The 18,706-nt window shown below is 45.1% G+C and carries 15 protein-coding genes; 14 read left to right on the forward strand and 1 reads right to left on the reverse strand.

Annotated features, from left to right (window positions below; genetic code table 11):
• Positions 1–31 precede the first annotated feature (31 nt).
• From GFS24_RS18555 to GFS24_RS18580, 6 genes are all read left to right on the forward strand, one after another.
• Positions 32–1,084, forward strand: coding sequence for a N(4)-(beta-N-acetylglucosaminyl)-L-asparaginase (locus tag GFS24_RS18555; RefSeq protein ID WP_153661957.1), 1,053 nt, complete (start codon positions 32–34; stop codon positions 1,082–1,084).
• 2 nt (positions 1,085–1,086) lie between these two features.
• Positions 1,087–1,848 carry a copper homeostasis protein CutC gene (locus GFS24_RS18560; protein WP_153661959.1) on the forward strand — a complete coding sequence of 254 codons (762 nt, stop codon included), beginning with the start codon at positions 1,087–1,089 and terminating at the stop codon, positions 1,846–1,848.
• A 115-nt stretch (positions 1,849–1,963) separates the two neighbouring features.
• Positions 1,964–2,848, forward strand: coding sequence for an alkaline phosphatase (locus GFS24_RS18565; protein ID WP_153661961.1), 885 nt, complete (start codon positions 1,964–1,966; stop codon positions 2,846–2,848).
• 94 nt (positions 2,849–2,942) lie between these two features.
• A complete protein-coding gene (locus GFS24_RS18570) occupies positions 2,943–3,722 on the forward strand; it encodes an endonuclease/exonuclease/phosphatase family protein (RefSeq protein WP_153661963.1) in 780 nt (259 codons plus the stop codon).
• Positions 3,723–4,532: 810 nt separating this feature from the next.
• A complete protein-coding gene (locus GFS24_RS18575; protein ID WP_153661965.1) occupies positions 4,533–7,448 on the forward strand; it encodes a GH92 family glycosyl hydrolase in 2,916 nt (971 codons plus the stop codon).
• A gap of 29 nt (positions 7,449–7,477) precedes the next feature.
• Positions 7,478–9,787 carry a family 20 glycosylhydrolase gene (locus GFS24_RS18580; RefSeq protein ID WP_216647447.1) on the forward strand — a complete coding sequence of 770 codons (2,310 nt, stop codon included), beginning with the start codon at positions 7,478–7,480 and terminating at the stop codon, positions 9,785–9,787.
• 305 nt (positions 9,788–10,092) lie between these two features.
• On the opposite strand, the gene GFS24_RS18585 is transcribed toward GFS24_RS18580, so the two are convergent.
• Positions 10,093–10,503: a hypothetical protein gene (locus GFS24_RS18585; protein WP_153661967.1), complete on the reverse strand. Its 411-nt coding sequence runs from the start codon at positions 10,501–10,503 to the stop codon at positions 10,093–10,095.
• Positions 10,504–10,756: 253 nt separating this feature from the next.
• Here GFS24_RS18585 and nagB point away from each other — a divergent pair, with 253 nt between their 5' ends.
• The 8 genes from nagB (at position 10,757) to GFS24_RS18625 (ending at position 18,690) form a co-directional block, all read left to right on the forward strand.
• The gene (gene nagB, locus GFS24_RS18590) at positions 10,757–12,679 is read left to right on the forward strand and encodes a glucosamine-6-phosphate deaminase (protein ID WP_153661969.1); all 1,923 of its coding nucleotides are present in this window, start codon (positions 10,757–10,759) and stop codon (positions 12,677–12,679) included.
• 73 nt (positions 12,680–12,752) lie between these two features.
• Positions 12,753–14,117: a DNA recombination protein RmuC gene (gene rmuC / locus GFS24_RS18595; protein WP_153661971.1), complete on the forward strand. Its 1,365-nt coding sequence runs from the start codon at positions 12,753–12,755 to the stop codon at positions 14,115–14,117.
• Between the two features lie 5 nt (positions 14,118–14,122).
• A complete protein-coding gene (locus GFS24_RS18600; RefSeq protein WP_153661973.1) occupies positions 14,123–14,842 on the forward strand; it encodes a YqjF family protein in 720 nt (239 codons plus the stop codon).
• Positions 14,839–15,321, forward strand: a complete 483-nt coding sequence (locus GFS24_RS18605; protein WP_153661975.1) for a GNAT family N-acetyltransferase — start codon at positions 14,839–14,841, stop codon at positions 15,319–15,321. Before GFS24_RS18600 ends, GFS24_RS18605 begins: the two co-directional genes overlap by 4 nt.
• A 2-nt stretch (positions 15,322–15,323) precedes the next feature.
• Positions 15,324–15,995, forward strand: a complete 672-nt coding sequence (locus GFS24_RS18610) for a type 1 glutamine amidotransferase (RefSeq protein ID WP_153661977.1) — start codon at positions 15,324–15,326, stop codon at positions 15,993–15,995.
• Between the two features lie 9 nt (positions 15,996–16,004).
• Positions 16,005–16,961 (forward strand): YpdA family putative bacillithiol disulfide reductase, encoded by a 957-nt coding sequence (locus GFS24_RS18615; RefSeq protein WP_153661979.1) that lies wholly within the window; start codon positions 16,005–16,007, stop codon positions 16,959–16,961.
• Positions 16,962–17,098: 137 nt separating this feature from the next.
• The gene (locus GFS24_RS18620; RefSeq protein ID WP_153661981.1) at positions 17,099–17,677 is read left to right on the forward strand and encodes an RNA polymerase sigma-70 factor; all 579 of its coding nucleotides are present in this window, start codon (positions 17,099–17,101) and stop codon (positions 17,675–17,677) included.
• A gap of 53 nt (positions 17,678–17,730) precedes the next feature.
• Positions 17,731–18,690 carry a FecR family protein gene (locus GFS24_RS18625; protein WP_153661983.1) on the forward strand — a complete coding sequence of 320 codons (960 nt, stop codon included), beginning with the start codon at positions 17,731–17,733 and terminating at the stop codon, positions 18,688–18,690.
• Positions 18,691–18,706 lie beyond the last annotated feature (16 nt).

The following is an 18,706-nucleotide window of genomic DNA, read 5'->3' on the forward strand; positions in this document are numbered from 1 at the left end:
TGTAATTGACTTTTTCTTTAAAACGTGAACAATGAACAGTAGACGCAATTTTCTTAGGACCGCAGCACTAGGTGCCGCCGTATTATCCCTGGACGGCCCATCTGCCATCGCACAATCCAAAAAAACATCCGGTAAAGTAAAGAAACCCATCGTATTATCCACCTGGGACTTTGGCATTGCAGCCAATAAAGCAGCCTGGGAAATACTGAAAAAAGGAGGCCGTGCTTTAGATGCAGTAGAAGCTGGTGTACATGTACCAGAATCTGATCCCGATAATCATACTGTAGGTTACAGCGGTTACCCGGATCGTGATGGCCGTGTTACGTTGGATGCCTGCATCATGGATGAATTCGGGAATTGCGGATCCGTAGCTGCACTGGAACATATCGTACATCCCATTTCCGTTGCACGTAAAGTAATGGAGAAAACACCACACGTGATGCTGGTAGGTGATGGTGCTTTACAGTTTGCACTGGAGAATGGTTTTAAGAAAGAAAACCTGCTCACACCAGAGTCAGAAAAAGCATGGAAAGAATGGCTGAAGAAAGCGGAATACAAACCCGTGATCAACATCGAAAATAAATCTTACGACAGCAAAGGCACTACCGCCTTTTCTCCTTTACAATTACCCGGAAACGTATATAATCATGACACCATCGGCATGATAGCCATGGATGCACAGGGAAATATTTCCGGCGCCTGCACCACCAGCGGCATGGCATTTAAACTGCATGGCCGTGTAGGGGACTCTCCTATTATTGGCGCAGGTTTATATGTTGATAATGAAATTGGCGGCGCCACCGCAACAGGTGTGGGAGAAGAAGTGATCCGTGTGGTAGGAAGTTTCCTCGTAGTGGAATTAATGCGCCAGGGCTATTCTCCCGAAGCTGCCTGCAAAGAAGCTGTGATGCGCATTGTAAAAAAGAAACCCGAAAAAGCAAAAGAGATCCAGATCGGTTTCCTGGCCATGAATAAAAAAGGCGAACATGGTGCCTATTGTTTACAACAAGGTTTCAGTTATGCCGTTACCACTGGCGACGCACCAGAGCAACAACAACTGATCAAAGGGAAACATTACTTCTGATAATGGAAAAGATCACACTGGAAATATGTGCTGCTTCCGTTGCTTCCTGCATCGCTGCGCAGGAAGGCGGAGCAGATAGAATAGAGTTATGTGATAACCTGCTGGAAGGTGGCACCACACCCAGTTATGCCACTATTGCACTCGCAAGGGAAAAAGTGAACATCGCATTATATCCCATCATCCGTCCAAGAGGTGGAGACTTTTTATATGATGAACTCGAATTTGAGATCATGAAAAAAGACATCCAGCTCTGTAAACAACTTGGCTGTGATGGAGTAGTGGTTGGCCTCCTCACTGCAGAAGGTAAAATAGACCTCCCCCGCACAAAAGAACTCGTAGACCTTGCATGGCCATTGGGCGTTACCTTTCACCGCGCTTTTGATATGACGGACGATCCCTTCCAGGCACTGGAAGATGTGATCGAAACAGGTTGTGAACGCATCCTCACTTCCGGGCAAAGGAACACTGCTGCAGAAGGAGCTTCTCTCATTGCAGAACTGGTAAATAAAGCCGAAGGGCGCATTGCCATCATGGCCGGATCTGGTGTAAGGGCCAATAATGTGGCAGATCTTGTAAACACGGCCCACGCAAAAGAATACCATACCACCGCAAAAGAATACATAGACAGCCACATGATATACCGCAATCCCAATGTGAGTATGGGTGGCATCCCCGGTGTTCCTGAATACGGCATTGCCGTCAGCCAGGCCGAACAGGTAAAGCTGATCCGCAACAATGCAGAAAAAGCATTAAATCCCGGTTAATTATTTAGGGATATTAAACTTTGTATAGTATTTATTTACTACTTTTATCCACACTGGATAAAAGGAAGGTTTCTTCCTGCTCTTTATATTAAATAATTTTTAAATTGGACAAGACATGAGAAAAGCAGGCATCATTGCCTTACTATTGTTATGCAATTTAACAGTGCGGGCACAAGTAAAAGGTGTTAAACATGTCATCCTCATTGGGATGGACGGATTGGGCGCTTATGCGATCCAAAAAGCAGACAATCCGAATATGAAACAATTGATGGCAGAGGGCTCCTGGACGTTGAAAGCACGCAGCGTATTACCCTCTTCCAGCGCAGTGAACTGGGCTTCCATGCTAATGGGCGCCGGATCTGAATTACATGGATTCACGGAATGGGGCAGCAAAACCCCCGAAGTAGAACCAAGAGAAGTAGATCAGTATGGTCTTTTCCCTTCGATCTTTACATTATTACGCCAGCAAAAACCTACAGCGGAAATTGGCGTTATATATAGTTGGGGAGGTATTGGTTACCTGTTCCCTAAAAAAGCAGTGAACAAAGATCAGGGCTGCCCTAACGATACGGCTACCACTGAAGCATCTATAATCTATATCAAAGAGAAGAAACCAGATTTCCTTTTCATACACTTTGATCAGCCGGATGGAGTAGGTCATAATATCGGGCACAATATTCCCGAATATTATGAACAAGTGCGCAAGAATGATGTTCTTTTAGGCGAAATCCTGCAGGCAATAAAAGATGCCGGCATGTGGGAAAACAGCGTGATCTTACTCAGTTCTGATCACGGAGGTATTAATAAAGGACATGGCGGCAAAACCATGGCAGAAATGGAAATTCCCTGGATCATCCGTGGAAAAGGTATCAAAAAAGGGCATGAAGTGAAAGAAAGTGTAGTGACGTATGATACCGCCGCAACCATAGCATGGATCTTTGGCCTGAAAATGCCACAGATCTGGACAGGCAAGCCGGTTAAAGAAGCGCTCGAAAAGTAATTGGATTTCCGGATTAGCAGCGTAGTGGCATTAAACTTGTAACTTTTTATAAAGACTATAATACATATAATCCGGAAATTTCAATTTGATACGTATGCATCGACCTATCTTTATTTTAATGCTAACCCTCATCGCTCAGGCACCTGTATTTGCGCAGGTTCAGGGGCAGGTGATCAAAGTGCTCAGTTACAATATTCATCACGCGGAGAATATGAAAGGCGAAGTGGATATCCAGGGCATCGCCAACATTATCCTCGCCACCAATCCCGATCTTGTTGCCTTACAGGAAGTAGACAGTTCTACTAACCGTGTTAAAAAAGCCAACCAGATGAAGGAACTGGCAGAAGCCACCGGCATGTACATCTATTTCGGAAAAGCGATGGATCATGATGGTGGTGGATTCGGCAACGGTGTACTCTCCCGCTTCCCTATCGAAAAAAGCTACAGCATTGCCCTACCCTCCAAAGGGCCTGGCAGTGAACCACGCAATGCTGCAGTGATAACAGTCAAACTACCAGGTGATAGCCTGTTACAATTTGCCAGCATCCACCTGGATCACTTAGAAGACCCAACTGACCGCCTCGCACAATCAGCGCTGCTCACCCAGCATTTCTCTGCACAACAAATACCGCTCATTATAGCCGGAGATTTCAACGCACAACCACCTTCCAAAGAGATCACCTCAGTCAAAAATATCTTCCTCGACGCCACCGAAAAACTAGGCCCCACCTGGCCTTCAGACAAACCAGCCCAAAAGCTGGATTACATTTTCCTGGCTAATAGAACACAATGGCATGTGATCAATGCTTTTGTACTGGAAGAAACAGTAGCCTCAGATCACCGGCCGGTGATTTGTGAGTTGTTGCTGAAATAGTGGATACGATTTTTATTGAAAGAAAGCTCCCTTAACGGGGGGCTTTTTTTATTAGCTGAAATCAAATAAAGCTTGCCACAAGTTTAATCAATAAAAGCCCCGATGGGGCTTTTATTGATTATCAGAAATATCAAACTAAACCTACGCAAGCCCCCTGCAGGGGCTTGCGCAATACCCTAAATAAAAAAAGCTTCCCCCCGAAGGGGTGTTCTTTTTGCCATAAGTTAAATCTACTAAAGCCCTAACACCGGGAGTTTTTATTTACCAGAAATATCAAATTAAATCTGCACAAGCCCCAATAGAAAGGTTTTTCATCTCTTAGAAAATATCAAATTAAACCTATTCATCCCTCAGGCAGAAGCTTGAATAGGCTTCCCCAATAATAAAAAACCTCACCCCCGAAGGGGTGTTCCTTTTGCCCTAAGTTAAATCTACTAAAGCCCTAACACCGGGAGTTTTTATTTACCAGAAATATCAAATTAAATCTGCACAAGCCCCCATGGCAAGGCTTTTTATCTCTCAAAAATATCAAACTAAACCTATTCAAGCCCTCATTACAAGGCTTTTCATCTCTCAGAAACATCAAACTAAACCTATTAAAGCCCCCGGCAGGGGCTTTAATAGATCACCCCAATAATAAAAAAATCTCACCCCGCAGGGGTGTTCCTTTTGCCCCGGTGTTATCTAAACAAAACCACATCGTTTCTTAACATCCAAACCCACCATTCATCAAAAAACCGCCACCCTAAAACGTTTTAGCCCCATTTTGCTTATTTTAGCTTTTCAGCGTCTAACGTAAAAAAACAGTGAATGAAAAATTGGTTGGTTGTACTAGCCTTGGGGCTAGTGTCTGCAACGCAGGCTCAGCAAGTGAATTATGCAGAAAAGGTAAATCCCTTTATTGGTACAGGCGGTCACGGACACACTTATCCCGGTCCAAGTTTGCCTTTCGGAATGGTACAATTAAGTCCTGATACAAGATTGAAAGGATGGGACGGATGCTCTGGTTATCATTATACAGACTCCATCATGTATGGCTTCTCCCACACCCACTTAAGCGGCACCGGTATTGAAGATTATTGTGATATCCTCCTCATGCCCGTAACCGGTAAACCCTCCTGGAACAATGAACAATACGCTTCTCCCTTCTCCCACAAGAACGAAAAAGCTTCCCCGGGTTTCTACAGCGTAAAGCTGGATAAATACGATATCCAGGCTTCCCTGACAGCAACGAAAAGAGTAGGCCTTCACAAATACGAATTCCCTAAGTCGGCAACAGAAGGTCACATATTACTGGACCTCTACCACCGGGATATCGTCATCAATTCCAGCCTTAAAGTAGTGAATGATAGCACCGTTATCGGTATGCGCCGCTCTACCTCCTGGGCAAAAGACCAGGTACTCTTCTTCGCCATGAAATTCTCCAAACCATTTAAGTCCCACAACGTGGCATTGATGGACATAGAGAAAGGAGCACTGCAAACAGCAGAAGGCCGTAACATCAAAGCCTATTTCACTTTCGATAATGTAAAAGATCCCGTGTATGTGAAAGTGGCCATCTCCGGCGTAAGCGAAGAAGGCGCCATGAAAAACCTCAACGCAGAAATGCCCGGCTTCAATTTCAATAAAACCGAAGCTGATGCAAAAGCCGCATGGAACAAGGAATTAAGCAAGATCGAAATAAAAGGCGGCACTGCAGATCAGCAGACAATCTTCTACAGTGCATTATACCATGCCTGTCTGAATCCAAATTTATACATGGATGTAGATGGTCAATATCGTGGTACTGATCAGAAGATCCACCAGGCAGAAGGTTTTGAGAACTATAGCGTATTCTCTCTATGGGACACCCATCGTGCATTACATCCGTTGATGACCATCATCAACCAGCAAAAAACAAACGACTGGATCAATACTTTCCTCGTACAATATAAATACGGCGGCATGCTGCCGGTATGGGAGCTCAGCGGAAATGAAACATTCTGCATGATCGGTTATCACTCCGTTCCCGTGATCGTAGATGCTTATCAGAAAGGCATCCGCGGATACGATGCAAAATATGCACTGGAAGCTATGCGCAGTTATGCCGAAGGAACACAATTCGGCATGCAGCATTACATCCGCCAGGGTTACCTTAGCATGGATACACAACCAGAATCCGTTTCCCGCACACTGGAATACTCTTATGACGACTGGTGTATTGCGCAAATGGGTAAAATGCTGGGCCAGGATGAAGTGTACAATCGCTATATGCGCAGGGCACAATCCTACAAGAACATATTTGATGCATCGACAGGTTTTATGCGTGGAAAAATAGGCGGCCGTTGGATGAGCCCCTTCGATCCTACAGAAGTGAATAACTTCTTTACAGAAGCAAATTCCTGGCAATACAGTTTTGCCGTACCACATGATGTAAGTGGGCTGGTAAAACTGCAAGGCGGCACCGCAAAATTCACAGATAAATTAAATCACTTATTCACTACAGAAGATAAATTATCCGGCCGTCATCAATCTGATATTACCGGCCTGATCGGTCAGTATGCACATGGTAATGAACCAAGCCATCACATTGCCTATCTGTTCAATTACATTGGCCAGCCATGGCGTACACAGGAACTGACACACCAGGTAATGACCACCCTGTATCACAATGCCCCCGATGGTTTGAGCGGAAATGAAGACTGCGGGCAAATGAGTGCCTGGTTTGTAATGAGCGCCATGGGCATTTACCCTGTAACACCCGGCGATGGAAAATATGCACTCGGCACTCCGTTATTTGATGAAGTAAAGATCAACCTGGAAAACGGAAAATCTTTCACCATTAAAGCAAAGAATCGCAGCGCGAAGAACTTCTATGTACAATCCGTAAAACTGGGTAATGCACCATTAGCCGTTTCCAGCATTCCGCATACCGCTATTATGGATGGTGGTGTACTGGAATTTGATATGGGTCCGGTTGCCAATAAAACCTGGGCCACCGGAACAAATGTACCGGTAAGCAGTGTTAAAGATGATATGATCGTGCCGGTGCCTTTTGCATTAGCAGATTCAGACAGGTTTAACAGTTCCATCAAAGTATCCCTGAAAGCAGTGGAGCCTAATACCGCTATTTATTACACACTGGATGGCTCCACGCCTACTAATAAGTCTGCTAAATACACCCAGCCATTTACGATCAGCAAGTCCACTACTTTAAAAGCGATTGCCTTCAAAAATGGCCAGTACAGCCAGTTGATGCAAACACCTTTCTTCCTGATCCCTACAGATAAAACCATCAAAGTAATATCCAAGATCAATCCGCAATTTACAGCTGGTGGTCCGGATGCATTGATAGATGGTATCCGCGGACAGGAAGATTTCCGCCTGGGCTTCTGGCAAAGTCATTATCCCGGAAACCTGGAAGCGATCGTAGATCTGAAAGCACCACGTGACCTGAAAAAACTGGGCCTAAGCGTATTGCAGGACCTTGCCGTATGGATCTGGTATCCTACACAGGTAGAGTTCTTTACTTCAAATGATGGGCAAAAATTCACATCAGTAGGTGTAGTAAAGAACACTTTCTCTGATAAAGAATATGGCAGTTTCACACAAGTACTTAGCCTGCCGTTGCAAACCAAAGTCCGCTACGTGAAAGTAGTAGCCCTTAACCATGGCCTAATTCCTGACTGGCATCCAGGCAAAGGAGAACCTTGTCATATTTTTGCGGATGAAATCATAATAGAATAGTATTTTCCAGCAGCTAATCATATAAGGACATGACCATAAAAAGATTATTACACATGGCTACATGCTGTGTTGCATTAGGCTTTGTTTCCTGTACAGGAACAGGAAACGACTCCACAGCACACAAAGCCGAAGTGAGCATCATCCCTTTACCGGTAAGGCTCACCACACTTCCGGATTCTTTCCTGCTGGACAAGCAGACGGCACTGGTAGCAGTTTCTCCGGAAGACAAACAGACCGCTGCACTCTTCAATGCTTTCTTTAAAGAATTAAGCGGATATGAATTAAAGATAGTGGGGAGCGGTACACCGAACGCTATCGTTTTCCAAACCCAGTTGCAAATCGACGCACCAGGCACACCGGAAGCCTATAGCCTGAAAGTGGGAAAAGATTTTATCAGGATCCATGGGGATGATGCTGCAGGTACCTTCTACGGCATGCAAACCCTCATCCAGTTATTGCCACAGCAAAAAGCCAAGGCCTTCTGGATAACAGGCGTAGATATTTTCGATCAGCCCCGCTTTCCCTATCGCGGGTTACATTTAGATGTGGGCAGGCACTTTTTCCCGGTAGAGTTTGTGAAGAAATACATCGACCTGCTGGCCATGCATAAGATGAACACTTTCCACTGGCATCTTACAGAAGACCAGGGCTGGCGGATAGAGATCAAGAAATATCCTAAGCTGCAGGAAGTAGCTTCCCGCCGCAAAGAAACCATGATGGGCCATTACAATGATCAGAAGTATGATGGCAAACCATACGGTGGTTTCTATACACAGGAGCAGATCAAGGAGGTGGTGAAATATGCTACAGAAAGACATGTAACTGTGATCCCTGAAATTGAATTACCCGGTCACTCACTGGCTGCACTCACTGCTTATCCTCATCTTGGTTGTACCGGTGGCCCTTATGAAGTGGGTACCCGCTGGGGCGTTTATGATGATGTGTATTGCGCCGGTAATGATTCCGTATTTACTTTCCTGCAGGATGTAATGGATGAAGTCATGATCCTCTTCCCCAGTAAATATATCCACATTGGTGGAGACGAAAGTCCGAAAGTACGTTGGGAGAAATGTCCTAAATGCCAGAAGCGCATGAAAGATGAAGGGCTGAAAGACGAACATGCTTTACAAAGTTATTTCATTCAGCGCATGGAAAAATACCTCAATAGCAAAGGCCGCGAGATCATTGGCTGGGATGAGATCCTCGAAGGAGGGCTTGCTCCGAATGCTACCGTGATGAGCTGGCGTGGAATTGAAGGAGGTATTGCTGCTGCCAAACAACATCACAATGTGATCATGACACCCGGCAATTATGTTTACCTCGATCATTATCAATCTCAGGGCAAAAATGAACCGCTGGCTATTGGTGGTTTTACACCGGTAAGTGAAGTATATTCTTACGAACCTATTCCCGATGAACTGACTGCAGACGAAGCAAAATACATCCGTGGTGCACAAGGCAATGTATGGACGGAATACATGAAGAACTCCGAACATGTGGAATACATGGTATACCCACGTGCCATTGCATTAGCAGAAGTATTATGGACGCCGAAAGAAAAGAAGAACTACGACAACTTCCTGGATCGTTTAAAAACACATCTGCCACTGTTGGCGATGAAGGGTGTGAATTATGCGAAACATGTATTTGAAGTACGTGGTGCAGTGGAAAGTGATGGTAAAGGCGGTGTACAGGTAAAACTGGATAGCAAACTGGATGGTGGCAAGATCACTTATACTACAGACAGCAGTGCGCCTACCCCTTCATCTGCTGCTTACACCAATCCCATCGCTGTTCAAAAAACAGGTGTGGTACGCGCAGTAGTTTTCCAGGATGGCAAACAATACGGAAATGAATTCTACCAGGCATTCGTTTTTCATAAAGCCGTAGGTAAAAATGTGACACTGGCTAAGCCTCCACATCAGAACTACAATCCGGGAAGCCCCTTTGCATTGGTGAATGGCATAGAAGGTGTGAAATCTTACAACGATAATCAATGGACCGGTTACAGCGGAGATAACCTGGAAGCGGTAGTAGACCTGGGTGATTCTACAGATATCACACAAGTGGGATTGAATACGCTGAGCTTTAAAGATCAGTGGATCTATCCTCCCAAGCAGGTAACTTTCCTCGTGTCAGCAGATGGTAAGAATTATAAAGAAGTGTATAAAGAAATTACCTTTGATGGCAGCGGCATACTCAAACTGCGTCATGCTTTAACAGATGTGAAAGCACGTTATGTAAAAGTAGTAGCTTTGAATGCGGGTAAGATACCAACAGGTGCACAGGGAGCCGGGAATCCTGCATGGTTGTTTGTGGATGAGATCATCATTAATTAGAAATTACTACCACCAGGTAATTGAATAAAGCAAAGGGCTGATCCAAAAGATCGGCCCTTTGTTATTGATGAGTTTGCCGCGCTGCAAAGGGCGGTTTTTTTCTTTTTTGGGGATGAGTTCCTTTCCTCTTTCTAATATTTGGGGAAGGTGTTCCTTTCCTCTTGCTAATATTGGGGAATGTGTTCCTTTCCTCTTGCTAATATTTGGGGAAGAAGTTCCTTTCCTCTCTCTAATAAATAACCGGTACGGAAGTACCGGTCGTTTATCTATATGCTATTCGTGACTCTTTGTTACACCCCGAGTCATTATTTTGCGTTGACCCATAAGGTCCATTTTGCATCAAATTTGTACCATTCACCTTTAGGCCCTTCCCATTTCCATTCCGGCACTTCGCTGAAATTTTTACCATTATCAGCCGTCCACCACAATTTCCCTTCCCCTATCTTGAGCCATTTGCCATCTTTATCAGCCCACATGCCACCTTCTACCGCTGCCCATTTCTTCCCGTCCGTACTCCACCATAACTGCGCATTCTTATCCAATTTGTACCAATACATTTTACCATCTTTCATACCTGCCCATGTACCCGTTTTTGATTTCGCAAAATCAAAGTAGTTTTCAGTTATGTGACCGGAAGGTGTAACTGCCTGGGTTACGGCAATACTCGTCGTCAACATCAGGAAAACACCTGACGCTACTAGTAACATCTTTTTCATCAGTAATTGGTTTTGATTAGCAGGATTGGTTATTAAGTTGCTGAATATAAGTACGCAAGCGAAAAGAATTTGGATTTAAATTAGTGTAGATTAACATTCGAGGATGCAATCCATTGCAAGAAGTTGCTAATATGTTAATTTTTCCCGTTAGCAGGGGCTTTCAAATAGTAAATCATAAATTTTTGACAACTTTCCCTACATTTTGACTAATTTTCGGGCTCGTTTTTAAAAACGCATTTAAAATACTTGAACAATGACCATTAATCACCAGGAAATTGAACTGATAGACAGTTTTGAGCAGATTTCCGTGGACATCCACCCTACAGCCAAGGACGGATCGAAAGCAGTGGCAAAAGAAATCGCCGCCCTCATCCGTGAGAAACAAGCAGCAAAAGAGCCAGCAGTGCTGGGTTTAGCTACAGGATCAACACCCAAATACCTGTATGCTGAACTGGTACGCCTCCACAAAGAAGAAGGCCTCAGTTTTAAGAACGTGGTAACCTTTAACCTGGATGAGTACTACCCCATTGAGCCGGATGCCTTACAGAGCTACAACCGGTTCATGAAAGAACAATTATTTAATCATATTGATATCCCAGAAGGGAATTACCATATTCCGGATGGCACTGTGCCCAAGGAAAAGATCAAAGCCTACGCAGAAGCTTACGAGCGCAAGATCGAAGAAGCTGGTGGCATAGATATCCAGATCCTGGGTATCGGCAACAACGGCCACATTGGTTTCAATGAACCAGGTGCCAACATCAACTCTCACACCCGCCTCGTTACGCTGGATAATTCCACCCGCCTGGCTAATGCATATGAGTTTTCTAACATGAGCGCGGTTCCCCGCCTGGCCGTAACAATGGGCATCAGCACCATTATGAAAGCCAAAAAGGTGGTCCTGCTGGCATGGGGTTCTCATAAAGCCAAGATCGTTTGCCGCTCTGTGGAAGGCCACAGCACTGACCAGGTGCCGGCTTCTCTCTTACAGCAACATCGCAATTGTGTATTCGTGGTAGACGAACAGGCTGCTGCAGAACTGACCCGTTATAAAGAGCCTTGGCTCACCGGAGATTGTGAATGGACGCCTAAACTGATCCGCAAAGCGGTAACCAGCCTGGCGCTCAAATTGAACAAGCCCATCCTGATGCTCACGGATAAGGACTATAACAATAATGGTCTGAACGACCTTATCGTACAATATGGTTCTGCCTATGAGCTGAATATCGAAGAATTCAACGCTATCCGGGATACCATTACCGGCTGGCCTGGCGGAAAACCAGGTACCCAGCTGCCTAATCATCCTGAACGTTCCGAACCGGAACATAAACGCGCCCTGATCTTCTCTCCCCACCCTGATGATGATATCATCTCCATGGGCGGCACTTTCATTCGCCTGCACGAACAAGGTCATGATGTACACGTAGCTTATCAGACATCCGGTAACATTGCTGTTACAGATGAATTCCTGCTGCGTTTCATCGATTTCGCCGTAGGTTTTGAAGGAATGTTTGACATAGACAGAAGCAAAAGCTCCCAGATCCTGGAAGATGCGAAAGCCTTCATCCAGATCAAAAAGCCCAGCCAGAAAGATACTGCTGAGATCCGTGCCATTAAAGGTCTGATCCGCCGTTGTGAAGCAAAAGCCACTTGCCGTTACGTGGGCATCAAGGAAGAAAATGCACACTTCCAGAACCTGCCTTTCTACGAAACCGGCCTGGTGGAAAAGAAACCCATGGGTGAAGAAGACGTACAACTCACAGTAGACCTGCTGCGTCAGCTGAAACCACAACAGATCTTCTGCGCAGGAGACCTCGCTGACCCACATGGTACCCACAAAGTTTGCCTCGATGTTATCTTCGAAGCCATCAACAGGCTGAAGAATGAAGACTGGATGAAGGATTGCTGGGTTTGGTTATATAAAGGCGCATGGCAGGAATGGGATATCCACGAAATTGAAATGGCAGTACCTATGAGTCCTGACCAGATCATGCAAAAACGCCTGGGTATCTTTATTCACCAGAGCCAGAAAGACGTTGTGCCATTCCAGGGTACGGATGCCCGTGAGTTCTGGCAACGTGCTGAAGAACGCAACGCCAATACTGCAGACCTGTATGACCGTTTGGGATTACAGAAATACGCAGCCATGGAAGCATTCGTTCGCTACCACTTCTAGTTCTAAGATTGTCATTTGCTATAAAAAAAGGGCTCAACATTAGTTGGGCCCTTTTTTATTAACTTTGCGAACTATGAATGTGACCCTTTTAGCCGGTTTGATCATCGGGCTGTTTTCCGGCGGCCTGCTAACCTGGCTCTTCTTCCGGAAACATTACATTCCCCGCCATCAGGCGATGACCCGTCAACAGGTGAATGAAGAATATGTGGTGCGGGATATGTTCGACAATCTTCAATACACGCTTGTGGAAAGGGAGAAAGAGATAGAACGCAAAGCAAAGGACATTATCAGCCTCAGCAGTCAGCTCTCCGCCCTTCAGGTAGAAAAGGATAAGCTCAACGAGAAACTCGCTGATTTTGGGCAGGAACTGCTCAAAATGCAGGAGAACAACCGGGAACAATTCCGGAACATGGCCACAGACATCCTCCGCGAAAAAAGCAAAGACTTCGAGGAAACCAACAAAACCTCCCTCGATCACATCCTTGCCCCACTCAAAACAGATATCGGCCAGTTTAAGAAAACCATAGAAGACACCCGTAAAGAAGATATCCAGGAATTCACTTCGCTCAAAAAAGAGATCGAATCCCTCTCCAAACTAAATGTACAACTCAGTGAAGATGCACAACGCCTCGCCGGCGCATTACGTTCTGATGTGAAAGTACAGGGGAATTGGGGAGAAGATAGATTAAAACTGATCCTGGAATCTGAAGGCCTTCAAAAATATATCGACTTCACCAGTGAAGAAGTATTACGTGATACAGAAGAAGATCGTAACCGCCGCCCTGATATTATCCTCAGGCTGCCGGATGGTAAACATCTGGTGATAGACAGCAAAGTATCATTGAATGCATATGTTGCTTATTTCAATGCCAGTGATCCGGAAGAAAAGAAAGCTTACATGAAACAACTGGTGCGGAACATCAATGAACATATTGATGAATTGTCCGCCAAGAACTATCATGCACTTAGTGGTCTCAATACACCGGATTTCGTTTTCATGTTCATGCATTTTGAATCTGCATTGACCCTGGCATTAAATGAAAACCCGGAGATCTTCAACCGTGCCCTGAAGAAAAAGATCGTGCTGATCACACCTTCTACCCTGGTGGCTACATTTAAGATCGTAAGGCTCCTGTGGCAGAATGAGAACCGCGTGCGGAATGTAGAAGAGATCTTCCGCCAATGCGGCCTGCTGTATGATAAGTTCATTTCGTTCCTGGATGAGATGAACAAGGTGGGCAACAATCTCCGCCAGGCCGGCAACGCTTATGATGATGCGATGAAGCGACTGAAAGATGGTAAACGCAAAGGCGATACGATCATCGGGAAATTTGAAATGATCAAAGACCTCGATGCAAAAACAACAAAACATTTACCGGACAACCTGATAACAGAAATTGACTTACTCTTTCCGGAAGAGAACATTAAAGCAGATTAACACCTATGCCTGAAAAATTCCTGACGGCCCAGTGGAGGAACTTACTCATGGCCAACTTTGAAATAGACGCATCAGTATTACGTAGTTATGTTCCTTATGGCACTGAATTGGATGAATGGAATGGTAAACATTATGTGAGTCTTGTAGGGTTCCTTTTCCAGGATACCCGTGTAATAGGGCTTTCTGTTCCCTTTCATAGAAACTTTGAAGAAGTGAACCTTCGTTTTTATGTGCGGTATAAACATGCAGAAGGCTGGAGAAGAGGCGTGGTATTTGTAAAAGAGTTCGTGCCCAAAAGAATGATCACGATGGTAGCGAACGCTTTGTATGGTGAAAAATATGCTACCCTCCCCATGCGTCATATCTGGGAGGACCAGGATCAGCAACGCATGAAGGTACGCTATGAATGGAAATCCGGAGAGCATTGGAATCATCTGGAAGCCATAGCAGATAAGGCTGCTACAATTGTTGTTCCTGGTACCAAAGAACATTTTATCACAGAACATTACTGGGGATATGCGCAATTGAAAGGACAACAAACTTTTCAATACCAGGTAACACATCCCAGCTGGCGTGTACATCTGGTACATGAATATTCTTTCAATTGTGATACAGAAGCCCTCTATGGCAGCAGGTTTGTAGACACCTTCTGCCAAACACCGGCATCCGTTTTCCTGGCAGAAGGATCAGACATTGAAGTCATGAAAGGAAAAGCATTGATATGATAACGATCAAACCATTTGAGCCTGCATTTACAGAAGCCTTGATCACATTCATACTGGACATCCAGCAGAATGAGTTCGGCCTGCCTATCAAAAGAGAAGATCAATCTGATCTCGCTAATATCCCCGAAGAATTTCAACAGGGCAAGAGCAATTTCTGGATAGCAGTGGATGTGGATCAATTGATCGGCACCATTGCGCTCTCAGACCTCGGCGCTGGCAAAGCAGCCCTGCGAAAAATGTTTGTGCATAAGGATTACAGAGGCGCTACACACGGCCTGGCAATGAAACTACTAAACACTTTGATCACCTGGGCCAAAGAACAACAATTGTCCGATCTCTATCTCGGCACAGCAGATAAACTACATGCCGCACATCGCTTTTATGAAAAGAACGGTTTTGTGCTTGTAACTCGAAATGAAGTACCGGATGGAAAATACATCATGGCCGTTGATACCAAATTTTATCATTTAGCTTTATAAAGATGCGTATCCATTATTTCCAACACGTAACATTTGAAGGCCTTGGTTATATCGCCAACTGGGCAACAGAAAAAGGCCATACCGTTACCGTAACAAAGTGGTATGAATCTCCCGCACTCCCTGCCCTCGAAGACTTCGACATGTTAATAGTAATGGGCGGTTCCATGGGCGTATACGAAGAAGACATCTATCCCTGGTTAAGCATAGAAAAAGAATTTATCCGCAAAGCCATTGCAGCCAATAAACCGGTATTGGGCATTTGCCTTGGCTCACAACTGATAGCCGCTGCACTGGGGGCTCGCGTGTATCCTAACAAACAAAAAGAGATCGGTTGGTTCCCTGTTCAGTTCCATGATGCCATAGCACCTTCGCCCACTACCGTATTACACTGGCATGGGGATACATTTGATCTGCCGGAAAATGCAGTACACCTGGCAGAAACTTCCATCTGTAAAAATCAGGCTTACCGCATCGGGGATCGGGTGATAGGATTACAGTTCCATTTTGAAATGACGCCCGAAGCACTGGATGTAATGATCAGTCATTGTGAAAAGGACTTAATACCAGACACCTATGTGCAAACAGCCGCAGAGATCCAGGCAAACGCACATTACGCACAAAACACAAATATCCTGTTAAGCAAGCTGCTGGACGGGTTGGAAAAATTGGCTTAAATTAGAGGAATGCATAAGTTACTGATCATCGGAGGAGGCCCAATAGGACTGGCTTGCGCGTTAGCTGCAAAAAAAGAAGGAATAGATTACCTCATCATTGAAAAAGGATGCCTGGTGAATTCATTGTACCGGTACCCCATCAATATGACCTTCTTCTCTACCAGCGAAAGACTGGAAATTGGCGGCATCCCGTTTGTATCCAATAATGCAAAACCCACACGGCCGGAATCCCTGGAGTATTACAGAAGGGTAACCTCCTCTCAGGAACTGAACATTAAGTTGTTTGAGAAAGTGGAAAGCATCCAGCCTGCCAATGGCGGTTATGAAGTAATCACTTCCAAACAGACCTATCATGCAGCGAATATCGTTATTGCCACCGGCTTCTATGATATCCCCAATCTGCTGGGCATTCCCGGAGAAGAACTACCGAAAGTAACACACTATTACAAAGACCCGCACTTTTATGCCACACAAAGAGTAGTGGTAGTAGGTGCGAATAATTCTTCTGTAGATGCAGCCCTGGAGACTTATCGCAAAGGTGCGGAAGTTACTATGGTGATCAGGGAAGATGGCATTGGCAAACGGGTGAAGTATTGGGTGAAACCTGATATAGAGAACCGGATCAGTGAAGGCAGTATTAAAGCTTATACCCATTCAACCCTAACCGCCATCCGTGAAACGGAAGTAGATATACAAACACCGGAAGGGCTTATCACCATCCCCAATGATTTTGTGATTGCGGCTACGGGATATCAACCTGATTTCAGTTTCCTGGAAAAAGCGAAGATCCGTTTATCTGAGGATGCCATCAGAGCACCTTTTTATAATCCTGATACCATGGAAACAAACTTAGCCGGTGTATATCTTGCGGGGGTAGTTTGCGGTGGCATGAACACACATGTATGGTTTATTGAGAATTCCCGGGACCATGCGGATAAGATCATCAAACACATCGTTTCTAAATAATATATTAGAAAAATAGTAAAATCCCTATATTACAACGCCACGCAATGAATTAATAAATTGATAATACCCTTCTTAAAACAGGGGTCTAATGCTTCGAGTACATTTGTTCCGTGCTTTTTCAAGCAATTCTTCGGTCTATGCATAACGAGCGTCTTCACGTTGATATTAGCGAATACTGGAAGCTCCTCAGAAACAACAGGAATGAGGGCATTATAGGACTGTATGATGTCTTGTGGGAAGAGTTGTACCTGTACGCCTCTAAAATGGTGAAAGATGAGGCCGCGGCTACGGATATAGTGCAGGAGCTTTTCATTCATCTCTGGGAAAAACGGGAAACCCTGCCGGATGTTCCGCAGGTGAAGGCCTATTTATATACTGCACTTAAAAACAGGATCCTCAATTACTTCGCCGCCAACGAAACCCGCGAACATCATATCAAGGCATGGCATGCCATCAAAGAACCGGACAGGGAAGCAACCCTGGAAAGCGTACTGGAGAAAGAACTTTACAGATCCGCGCTTACAGAGATCAGCCAACTGCCGCAACGCATGAAAGAAGTCTACAGGCTTGCCTTTGAGGAAGCTATGCCGGTAGCTGAAATAGCCCGTAACATGGGTATTTCCGAGCAAACTGTACGCAACCAGGTCAATCTCGCTGCCCGCCGCATACGTCAGTCCATCAAGCTGGGCATCTTCCTTTTTATTTTTTTTAGATGAGTATGGTTATTCTTATGCTGAGCGCTGTCTTATAACAAAGAACCGCTCAACAGATGAAAGAAATGAACACTGAACTGGCCCTTTTGCTGGAGAAATACCGGCAGGGACGCTGTACAGATGAAGAAAAAAAACGCCTGGAGGCCTGGCTGGAACAACTCGAACAGACGGAGGATCCATTACCATTACCTGCACCTGAAACCAGGGAGGCTTTACGCAGCGCATTCGTATCACGTGTTGCACCAGTACCAAAGTACCGTACGCTGATTGTTTCCTATAAACGATATATAGCCGCTGCGGTATGCGTGGCGGTTTGCCTTGGCGCAGCGTTCTTCCTTACCCGTCATAACAATACACCTACCCTGATGGCATCCGTTGCCTGGGATACCTTGTATTCAAAACCCAATGAAGTACGTAGTATCAGGCTGAACGATAACTCTGTCATCGCGCTGAATGCCAATACCAGTATAAGGATTAGCAGAGCCTTTGGCAAAACAGACAGGAAGGTGGAACTGATTGATGGAGAGGCCTGGTTTGATGTGCAGAAAAATGCGCAGTTGCCCTTCATCGTACAATGTCAGAAAGCGGAAACCCGCGTACTGGGTACCCGGTTTGTGATCAGCGCTTATCGTGAACTGCCGGAATTAGCCGTACAGGTGATAGAAGGAAAAGTATCTGTAGCACTTCCCAATAAAAAATATCCGCTTGTTTCGAAGGGGGAGGCTATTCACCTGCATAATGTTACCGGAGAAAGCACAGCAGATAATTTCGATCGTGCCGCCTTTGATCCCATCAATAAAAGAGCCTTCATCCGCAATGGTTCTTTCAGCGAACTGGCTTTGCGCATTAAAAATACGTTCGGATATACACTTATACCTAAAACGCCTGACGTTAGCCAGCGGCGCTTTACCGGCGAATTCCGTTACAACGAAAGCATACAGAACATCCTCCAGAAATTCAGCGAAATACACAATGGTGGTTTCCATATAGAAGGCGAAAAAGTTTTCATGGAATAACACACACCAACCTTAC

Origin of the sequence: Chitinophaga sp. SYP-B3965 (genome assembly GCF_009647655.1) — a bacterium.
GTDB lineage: Bacteria > Bacteroidota > Bacteroidia > Chitinophagales > Chitinophagaceae > Chitinophaga.